Raw genomic sequence first — 9,144 nt, 5'->3', positions numbered from 1 at the left:
TGTTGACGATGTTGCGGAACGCGGTGTTCATCTGACCCATGGTGTCGTGCGAGGTCATCTGCGCGGTGCCGCTCCAGCCCGCACCGGCGATGTTCTGGCTCGAGGCCCACATCTTGCGGGCCTCGTCCTCGACGGTCTGGGCGTGGGACTCGAAACGTCCAGCCATTGCCCGCATCTCGTGCGGATCAGTCATAAAACGTGTAGGCATATCTCTCTCCTTGCTTGTGTAGTGATCGACTGCGACGAACAAAAAAGTCGGACGCGTTACCTGAGGTCACCGCCGACTTGGAACACCCGGCTGAACCCCCCTTTCCCGCTAACTGGCAGCCACCGCGCGTGGCACCACAGTGGGACAGGCTTCATGGCCAACACTCAGCCGGCAGATGCCGCGTTGGCAGCCTCGGTAGCGGCGTAGGAACCGGCGCTGGTGCTCAACGTGTTGACGAACATCTCATGGATTGCTGCGGCCTGCTGACTGACGGCCTGGTAGAGCTGCGCATGCGCGGCGAACTGGGCGGCCGTGAGTGCTGAAACCTCGTCGGCGGCAGCGGGCACCACACCCGTCGTGGGAGCCGCTGCGGCCGCATTCTGGGCCTGCATACCCGCGCCGATACCCTGAAGACTGGTTGCCGCTGCCGACAAGGCCTCCGGCTGGGTGGTCACGAACGACATTGCTGTTTCCTTATCTCTCGATCGATCCGCCGATCTTTCCGTGCATGAGACTAGCCGCGCCCCCGAGTCCGCGCCCGACCCGAAGCCATGTGTCGGCAACTGTTCACCCGGCAGTAACAACTGTTCACCTGCGGTAACCGTCGTTTAACAGATCCGGCTCTGACCGGATGGCGTCGATTATGACGCTGCTGTGGGCTGCAGACATGGGGCAGTACCGGCCTGGCAACCGCGCTGGCAACCGTGTCGGCGTAACGACGTGTCGGTGAATGCCGAGTGACGTAAGCGGGTGGGGAAGCGAAAAAATCTCGCTGCGGTTATGGCTCGTTGAGTCTTTCGCTCCCCGAAACTTCTAGGGCTTTCCTGGTCGCGCCCGGGTCGGCAACGGCTGGACGCTGGCTCTGCGGTCCACGTGCTGTTACGGATCTCCAGGGTGCCGATCGGCGTACGCCCTGCTTGCGACGGGCATGCCGGTCACCAGCGGTGCGATTTTCGCTGGATACAGCGTTTTACGGGCCTTGGGCCGCGATGAGGCGGGCAACTTCCTGGCCCAGCATCCGCGGTTACCGCACTGGAGTGCCCCAAAAGTCCTGTCTGGCGACGACCGCAAGTACCGCGGCCGTTTCATGCGCGAGACCGTCCGTATCACCCCCGCATCCGGGATTGGACTATCCCGGCGACTCCGACGGGCAACTGTGGATCGCGATGGACTACGTCAACGGCGCCGCCGCGCATGTCATCGCCAACCGGTTCCCGAAAGGGATGCCTGCCGGTGAGGTCCTGGCTACCGTGACGGCCGTCGCCGATGCCCTCGCCTACGTGGTCTGGCTCGTAAGTTCGTCGGGGGCCGGAAGTTGCCTTTCCCGCGTCGATCTCGGCGCGCAAAGGCGATCATGGCGCACACCCCGGTGCACGCGTCCTGGCTCAACCAGATCGAGATCTGCTTCTCCATCGTCCAACGAAAAGCACTCTGGCCCAAAGGCTTCACCGGCCTTGAGACCATCATCAACCGCCTCAAAGCCTTCGAGGCCCGCTACAACCAGACCCACGGCCATTCACCGAACAAGCCACGGCATTAGGAAAGCTCGACAGCCAGCGATTTGCCACACCCGCATGCCACAATCGATATCACCAACAGGGCGAAACCCGGCCCCCGCTCCCTCCATCAGGGGCCGCACGAAAAACCGAGGCTAGCTAGGCATGCGAAATGTTCTCACATTCGAGGAGACTGTCCGAGAACCGGATAGCTGGCGCATCGGCGGCAAGGCCTGGGGACTTGTGGAAATCAGTCGTGCGGGCTTTGAAGTACCAAACTTCTGTGTTTTGCCGACTCAGGTATTCACCGAGCATATAAGCAGCAAGTGTGCGGAAAGTTTTGCTAAGGCGATCTTTTCTGAATCTGATAATTCCGGTGTCGCTACTGCGGGGACACTGGCGTGTCTCTCCGAGGCGGTCCGCCAGTCCTCGCTGGACTTCTATTTGATCGAGGAATTGGCGACAAAGCTCGACCAACTGGGCCCCGGACCCTACGCGATTCGGTCGTCGATGCGCCGCGAAGACACGACGGCGCACTCGTTCGCGGGTCAGCTTGAAACGTTCCTCAATCAACGGACCCTCGCTGACGTGGCCGACAGCATCGTTCGGTGCTGGGCGTCCGCCTACAGCGAAAAAGTGGCCACCTACGCGGGCTGGGCGCGCATCAGCATCGCCGAGCGTCAAATGGCGGTCATTGTCCAGCAGATGGTCGATTCCCGAGTCTCTGGTGTGCTGTTCAGTGCCAACCCGAACAATGGCGACGAAAACGAAACCCTCATCTCGGCGGCTTGGGGCTTGGGCGTCGGAGTAGTAAGCGGGATCGTTGATGCCGACGAGTTCGTCGTGCGAAACAGCGCTGAGGTCGCGTCGCGGATTGCGGCCAAAGAAGAAGCGGTAGTCCGAGCGCCCAGCGGCTGCGGCACCTTGCAGAAAGCTGTGACCTGCGAGGACGTCGGCAGGCGCTGTCTGACCACGGCCGAAGTGCTAAGGCTTGAATCGGTCGGTCAGCGCCTGGCTCGAGCGTTCGAGCATCCCGTCGACGTTGAGTGGGCCTTCGACGATGAGACACTTCACGTCCTGCAGGCTCGTCCGCTAACCATCCGTCAGTGCCCGGCGCTCGATCGCACTGAGCCCGTCACCGTATGGGATGACAGCAATGTCCAGGAAAGCTTCAACGGTGTCACGACCCCGCTGACCTTCTCGTTCGCCAGCAGGGTGCACGAATACAGCTACCGCACCTTCTTCAAGACGGTAGGCACGCCCGCCCGCACACTGCGCCGGCATGAGCGTTCCTTTCGCCGTATTCTGGGTCTGCTGAAGGGACGCGTGTATTACAACCTCACCACCTGGTACGAGGGCTGCGAGATGCTGCCGTCTATCCAACAGACGCGTGAGGACCTCGAGAAGATGCTCGGCGTCGAGGAGCCGCTTGACTTCATAGTTCCCGACATCTCCAGATGGAATGTGTTACGGCGCGCACCGCGGTTGGCTTACATGTACGCCCGGCTAGCGCCGCGAATGCTAACAGCCGATCACAGAATCAAAAAGTTCAGCGGTCGGTTCGCTGGTGTCTACGACAGCATTCCGCGAGAGCGTCTGAGCAGCGCCTCCATAAGTGAACTTATGGACTATCTTTCGTATTTAGACGACGAGCTTCTCAAAAAATGGGACGCGCCAATTCTGAATGACTTTCGCGTGATGAAATCCTCCGGCAAACTTCGAAGGATTGTCGCATCGACGCCGAACGATTCCCAGCAAACCGAAGAATTAGTGAGCCGTCTTCTGAGCGGGATAGACGGGATCGATTCCGTCGAGCCGACTCGCCGTTTGATTGAACTAGCGAGGCTGGCTCGCGGGGAACCTGAACTTGCAGAATTGATTCGCGCCGAGACAAATCCAGCGCTTATGGAAAAACTGCGATCGAGTTTTCCGTCCTTCGTCAAGAACGTGGACGAATATGTGAGGTTATACGGCGACCGGTGTATGGGTGAGCTGAAGCTGGAGACCGTCTCGCTCCGTGAGGATGCGTCGTTTCTGTTCGACATACTACGGAACTATCTGGACTCACCGGCGGTCGAATCGGCCGTGCCTACCAGTATCGAGGCGGACCAATTCAACGAAGCTCGGGATCGAGTCCGCGCCTCGCTTTCACACCGTAGCGTGAAAGCGTTCGAAAAGTCCGTGCGGCAGGCCCGCCACGCAGTAAAAGTAAGAGAAAACCTGCGGCTCGACCGCTCCCGCATGTACGGCCTATACCGGAGCATCTTCATAGCATTGGGGGACAGGCTGTCCAAAAGCGGAGTGTTGACGGCGACTAACGACATCTTTTACCTGACGGTAGAAGAATTGTGGGACTATCATCTCGGTAAGAGCGTCACCACAAATCTGACCGACCTTGTCGCACTGCGGCGGCACGAATTTGCTGAATACGAGAAATCCTATGTGCCACACCGGATTAAGACCCGGGGTTCGCCTTATCTGCCAGGTCAGTGGCATGAGAATCAAGTCGACAAAGACATATCCTACGTCGAAACACTTAAGGGCATCGGATGTTATCCAGGAGTTGTCGAGGCACCAGCTCGCGTGGTAGGAAATCCTGATTCTGTCGCTGGTTTGAATGGCTGCATTCTCGTCGCGAACCGTACCGACCCGGGCTGGGCTCCCCTCTTCCCGTCCATTCGCGGGCTGTTGATAGAACGTGGTAACACGCTTTCGCATTCGGCGGTCATCGCGCGCGAACTCCAAATTCCAACGATAGTTGCTATCCCGTCGCTGCTGCGGATCATCGAAGACGGTGAACCGTTGATGATGGATGGCCAATCGGGCACCGTCTGGCGAATTCGGCGACGAGGACAGGATGACGGTGTCTAGCTAATTCTTGGGCTTGAGTCTGATTCCACCGATCACGACCTCGGCAAGGTCGCGAAGAGCCCGTTTGATTGAATAGCGATGTTACAGATATGACACGCGGGAGCAGTGTGGTTGCGGGACAGTAAGGGCCCCCAGTCACATCACATCGCGGGAAGCTCTGCTGTGCCGACTGTGTGTATTGGCGCCCATCCTGTCCCCTGTCTTTATCCGGCGCCTCGGCAACCCAGCAACAGCGGCGCCCGTGGCAGCGCTTCGGCCATTTCGGGGATCAACACCGGCCTGATCAGACTAGCGTTCCGACGGCTTCGGCAATTGCGCGACGACTTCCGACCGCCGCCCGTCGAGCGCCGCCACGTCGGCGGCTTCTCCCCTGCTCAGCGCTACCGTCGACACGATCATAACGGCCAGCGCCGCCACCAGGACGACAATCTCGGCGCTCTCGACGCGCAGGTGCTCGGAGAGCACGGTGATGGCCAAGATCCATCCCACCACCGGTTTGGACAAGGTCATGGTCGGCAGCGAAGCCGTCAGCGCGCCAGCGCGAAAAGATGCCTGCTGAAACACCATGCTGGCCAATGCGACACCGACCAAGGCATATAGCTCGGGTGCACACAGCAGCGCTCCGACGCCACCGCGGGCCGCATCGAGAGCACCCTTGGTCAGCACCGCGAACAACCCCGACGACGAACCCGCCACTACCGCCAGCAGAATCGCGGCGACGGCACCAGGCCAAATCCGGGCGCCCAGCACGCACAACACCAATGTCGGGCCCATGACCAGGGCCGCCACCACCCACGTTTCCAGCGGGGCGCGTTGCTGGTCCGACGTCGGATGGCCGACCACGATTACGACCGCCACCGCCGCGGCCAGCGACGCGGCCCAGAACCATTCTCGAGCGGTTACCCGGTGATGCGTAACCCGCGCGTTGATCGGTAAGGCGAAGAGCAGCTTCGTCACCTGCAGCGCGGTTACCAACATCACCGACCCCAGGCTCAGCGCCGCCACCTGCAGAGCGCGATTGGTCACGGCGGCCGCACCGCCGAGCCACCATCGGGTGTCCCGCAATGACAGGCGGAACAACTCCCACGCGCCGACCGGTCGATCGACGATCTCATGCGCGGAACGTTGACGGATGACCGATCCGAGCGCCGATACCAGCGCGGCGCTCAACGCAAGCACTATGGCGATATTTTCTTTCGTCATCCGTCGCCTCCCCGCGGATTCTCGGCAGAATGTTCGATGGACACGCTACTGGTTTGCGGTGCGGCTAATCTTTAACGGCACCTTCTCGGTGTCGGCCTTGTATGTCGGCCATGTGTAGCCAGCCCCGGCCGCGAGCGTCGCCGCCTCGCCGCCGGGCCATAGCAATCGTGCGGCGATTACCACCGGGGCCGCAATCAGCGCCAACAGCGCGAGTCTGTGGGCGTCCAGCGACTCATCGAGCACCAGGATGCCCAGGAGCGGACCCGGCCACTCATGCACGCGTTCATCCTGTCGCTCTTGGTGTTTCACTACCCGCTGTGCGACAGTCGATATGCTCGGCGGTCCGATGGTCACTCCAACGCGCCGGGCGCGGCGGGCACTGGGCCTTCTACAATCGACGAGTGTCCGGTCCTAGAAGAGCAACCCGATGAAGGTTCGTCTCGAACAGTCGAGATGTGTGGGGCATGCACAGTGCTACGCAGTCGATCCGCGGCTTTTTCCTATCGACGACGCCGGCTACTCGATCCTGAAGGAGCACGACGTCCGGCCCGGGGACGCAGCGCTGACGCGCGACGGGGTGGCGTCCTGTCCGGAGATGGCTCTGATCCTGGACGAGGACTAACGCCGTTCAGTTGTGACGCCAAGCCCATTGGGCGCCCAATTGCACGCACGAGAGCGGACACTGCTCCGAGGTGCGCTGTAGGCAGCCGGTATTCAGCCGGCGGCATGACCTTCGCGGCCGCTCGCCTGGGTCTGGCGGTCGCTATCGCGCTGCGGATCAGGGCCATCCCCACCTCATCGTCGATGAGCGCCGCAAGGTCTGGTTGACCGTCGTACCGGATTTGTTTCACGCCGACCGCTGGAGGTACGCGGCGGTTCAGGACGCGATGGCGGCGATCTTGCCCTGGTCGTTCGGGCAGTAGGCATCTACCGATGCGGTGATGAATTTGTCGATGGTGCGCATGAGGCGGTCTTGGGGTAGCGAGCGGTCAGCCGGGTACGCCTGAAACGATCTGGCCTTCATCTGGTCTGCTACGGAATCGGCCGGGGTGCCGGCATCGAGTTGGCCGCACACTCGATGGGCTAAGACGATGAGGCTTGCGGGGTTCGTGGTGGCGGAGATGTCCTTGTGGTCAAGGAGCGTCAGGAACTGTGAGTCGGGATCGGCCTTTGCTGCGCCCGCGGACGAAATCGCGGCCGTGGCCGCCAAGATGGCGGCGATCACCAGGCCCGCGGCCCGGTTGCTGATGCTGGTGGACATGGTAGGTACTCCGCTCTCTATCCAGTCGGGGCTTGCTCAACAGACATCTAATTGGAAGCCCGTTTGCAGTTAACGAAACATGTATCAAACATGAACACCAGGTATACTACGCCTTAACTTGCGGGGTTTGGTATGCCTCGCCGCGGCGTTCAGGAGATCCGATGGAGTTTCGGTCGCACGTACCACGGACTGAGTCGAAACCGCTGGTCATGAACCGGCTGCCAACGCTCGCCGTCGGCGCGGCGGTGACAGCGTGGCTGTTGGCCGCCACGAGCGTGGCGGGGCCAGTACCGTCGCGCGTGCTGGTGCTCTCCGTCGGGCCCGTGTCGGCCTACTCCGCGCCGGGATCTCGCAAGGAAATACGCGGCGTGGTGCTCGCCTCCCTCGTAGGCGTGGTCCCCGCGGGTCGGATCCTCCCGCCGGCCCCGCCGCAGATCCCGGCACTACCGATGCCAACGGCGCAGCCGATGTCGCCACCCCCTGCAGTCGCGGCACCGCCCGCACCACGCCAACCGCCGTCGCAGCCAGAACGAGGGGGTTCCTCGAACTGTTGTGCTTCACCGGGTCAGCACGAGGAGGCGCCGGCGCCCCAAGCGGAGCCGCCGAGTCCGCCGCCTGGCGGCACCGTCCGACTCTCACCGTGAACTGAGATCGGCGTGCCGACCGGCAGCGCAGCGGCCGGGCGGCCTCCGAGCGCATTGCGGCATCAAGAAGCTCCGATGAACGCCAGGTGAATTGCACTCTCGTAAGTGAACAGGTGCAAAAACTGTTGAAAAATTGGCGAATTGAGCTTCGCCGAGTCCGCAAGCGCCAACTACGATCATGGGAGTGATACGGGCCCCGTCGCGCCGGTGTGCCTCAGCGTTTAACGGTTGCGATCCTCTCGAGGCATCGACATTGCGAGTAGATGGAGAGAACAACGATGTCATCAGGGCAACCGGCTTCCGCGCTAACCCCTTACGCGATGCCGCGGCGTGGGTTCGTAACGGCCAAGAGTGCGATGCGCGCAGCGAAGGTGCTCATTACGTCCGTGGGCGCCGCAGCTGCGGTGGTTACGGTCGCGCCCGCGCACGCCGACCCAACGAGTCCTGCTCCGAATCCAGCTATCACCAACGAAACAGACGCCACTTTCATTCAGGCGCTTGATCACATAGGTGTTGAGCGCCCCAGCGATGCCAACGCGATCCTGGTCGCGAAAGACGCTTGCGACTACATCCGCCACGACCACAGCATTTGGGAAGGCGTATCCGGGGTGAAAAACACCTACCCGTACCTGACAATCATCCAGGCCGGCCAGTTTGTGGCGATCGCTCGGCAGTTGTACTGCCTCGACACGGTGCAGAACAACGTCCGCGGCGTTGACACCCACTGGTGACTCTTCGGCGGATCGACCAAGTTTGACCGAGCGTCGCTGGTTGCGTAAATCCTTACCCCAGTGCTGATTTCGCTGTCGTAGGGTGTTTGGTCGGGAAGCCCTCGGCCTTCGGAAGCTTGAAAGTCGCGAAGCATTCGGGCAGTCAAAACGTGCATTGCTGTGCGGGCTGAGAAGGCGCACGGGCGGATGGTGTTCAGCGCGGTGGGGACCGAGCGTCGACGTCTAACCTAATCACCGCCAGGGAGGCCGCCGTAGCTTATCCGGAACGCGGTCGACGTCGAGAATCGAATCATGTTGTCCCGCAGTGAGACCCGCTTACCGGTGGGCTTTTGTAAGCAGCGTGGTTGAGACCGGCAGCACCGTGGCGGTCCGGGTTCTGTTGCTCTCGTAGGCTGGTGCTACCCGCCGGTGACCTGAGGTTCCAGACGCCGCTCTTCGGGGCAATCCAGGCTCGCCGAACTTCTCGGCTATCCGCCCGAGGTTGGGCGGGGCATCTTGTAGCGCGGGGGTGTGACCTGCAGGATTGTGCTGACGCTTGGTGGTTTGATTTTGCGGGCGGCGGCCGCGGCGGCGATGCCTGCCATCGGCGCCATTGCTGCTATCTGTCCGGTGCCGGCGGTGTGCATTTTCGGGGCCGCATCCCAGGTTGTTCCCGATGACAGCCACTGCACGTTAGCGGTGGCGACCGGGGTGGATCCGGCCCAGGTGGCGGGCGCGGACAGCGGTCCGA

10 protein-coding genes are annotated in these 9,144 nt (G+C 61.7%); 4 read left to right on the top strand and 6 right to left on the bottom strand.

The genetic code is table 11. The features are described 5' to 3' along the window. Both AC2VOG_RS01650 and AC2VOG_RS01645 read right to left on the bottom strand, forming a co-directional pair. Positions 1-208 (bottom strand): WXG100 family type VII secretion target (locus AC2VOG_RS01650; protein WP_486938176.1); only part of this gene is annotated, 208 nt, incomplete at its 3' end. Positions 209-372: 164 nt separating this feature from the next. Then, the gene (locus AC2VOG_RS01645; RefSeq protein ID WP_486938175.1) at positions 373-672 is read right to left on the bottom strand and encodes a PE family protein; all 300 of its coding nucleotides are present in this window, start codon (positions 670-672) and stop codon (positions 373-375) included. A gap of 890 nt (positions 673-1,562) precedes the next feature. On the opposite strand from AC2VOG_RS01645, the gene AC2VOG_RS01640 reads away from it, so the two are divergent. After that, the gene (locus AC2VOG_RS01640) at positions 1,563-1,748 is read left to right on the top strand and encodes a hypothetical protein (RefSeq protein WP_486938174.1); all 186 of its coding nucleotides are present in this window, start codon (positions 1,563-1,565) and stop codon (positions 1,746-1,748) included. A 121-nt stretch (positions 1,749-1,869) separates the two neighbouring features. Further along, positions 1,870-4,575, top strand: coding sequence for a PEP/pyruvate-binding domain-containing protein (locus tag AC2VOG_RS01635; RefSeq protein WP_486938173.1), 2,706 nt, complete (start codon positions 1,870-1,872; stop codon positions 4,573-4,575). Between the two features lie 288 nt (positions 4,576-4,863). Here AC2VOG_RS01635 and AC2VOG_RS01630 read toward each other — a convergent pair whose 3' ends face one another. Next, positions 4,864-5,778 (bottom strand): DMT family transporter, encoded by a 915-nt coding sequence (locus tag AC2VOG_RS01630; protein WP_486938172.1) that lies wholly within the window; start codon positions 5,776-5,778, stop codon positions 4,864-4,866. A gap of 45 nt (positions 5,779-5,823) precedes the next feature. Then, positions 5,824-6,057 carry a hypothetical protein gene (locus AC2VOG_RS01625; RefSeq protein ID WP_486938171.1) on the bottom strand — a complete coding sequence of 78 codons (234 nt, stop codon included), beginning with the start codon at positions 6,055-6,057 and terminating at the stop codon, positions 5,824-5,826. 148 nt (positions 6,058-6,205) lie between these two features. On the opposite strand from AC2VOG_RS01625, the gene AC2VOG_RS01620 reads away from it, so the two are divergent. Further along, entirely contained in the window at positions 6,206-6,400 is a 195-nt protein-coding gene (locus tag AC2VOG_RS01620) for a ferredoxin (RefSeq protein ID WP_486938170.1), read from the top strand. A gap of 255 nt (positions 6,401-6,655) precedes the next feature. On the opposite strand, the gene AC2VOG_RS01615 is transcribed toward AC2VOG_RS01620, so the two are convergent. Then, positions 6,656-7,039, bottom strand: a complete 384-nt coding sequence (locus tag AC2VOG_RS01615; protein WP_486938169.1) for a DUF732 domain-containing protein — start codon at positions 7,037-7,039, stop codon at positions 6,656-6,658. Positions 7,040-8,069: 1,030 nt separating this feature from the next. On the opposite strand from AC2VOG_RS01615, the gene AC2VOG_RS01610 reads away from it, so the two are divergent. Then, positions 8,070-8,414: a DUF732 domain-containing protein gene (locus tag AC2VOG_RS01610; RefSeq protein WP_486938168.1), complete on the top strand. Its 345-nt coding sequence runs from the start codon at positions 8,070-8,072 to the stop codon at positions 8,412-8,414. 467 nt (positions 8,415-8,881) lie between these two features. Here AC2VOG_RS01610 and AC2VOG_RS01605 read toward each other — a convergent pair. Next, the coding region (locus tag AC2VOG_RS01605; protein WP_486938167.1) for a PPE family protein, SVP subgroup at positions 8,882-9,144 on the bottom strand (263 nt) is incomplete at its 5' end.

It is taken from the genome of Mycobacterium sp. TH-M11, assembly GCF_057473725.1.
This window is presented reverse-complemented; position numbering and strand designations above follow the sequence as displayed.

Bases quoted from the DNA above. Each gene is read 5' to 3' on its own strand.
- AC2VOG_RS01645 (WP_486938175.1), bottom strand. From the start codon at position 672: ATGTCGTTCGTGACCACCCAGCCGGAGGCCTTGTCGGCAGCGGCAACC.
- AC2VOG_RS01640 (WP_486938174.1), top strand. From the start codon at position 1,563: ATGGCGCACACCCCGGTGCACGCGTCCTGGCTCAACCAGATCGAGATC.
- AC2VOG_RS01635 (WP_486938173.1), top strand. From the start codon at position 1,870: ATGCGAAATGTTCTCACATTCGAGGAGACTGTCCGAGAACCGGATAGC.
- AC2VOG_RS01630 (WP_486938172.1), bottom strand. From the start codon at position 5,778: ATGACGAAAGAAAATATCGCCATAGTGCTTGCGTTGAGCGCCGCGCTG.
- AC2VOG_RS01620 (WP_486938170.1), top strand. From the start codon at position 6,206: ATGAAGGTTCGTCTCGAACAGTCGAGATGTGTGGGGCATGCACAGTGC.
- AC2VOG_RS01615 (WP_486938169.1), bottom strand. From the start codon at position 7,039: ATGTCCACCAGCATCAGCAACCGGGCCGCGGGCCTGGTGATCGCCGCC.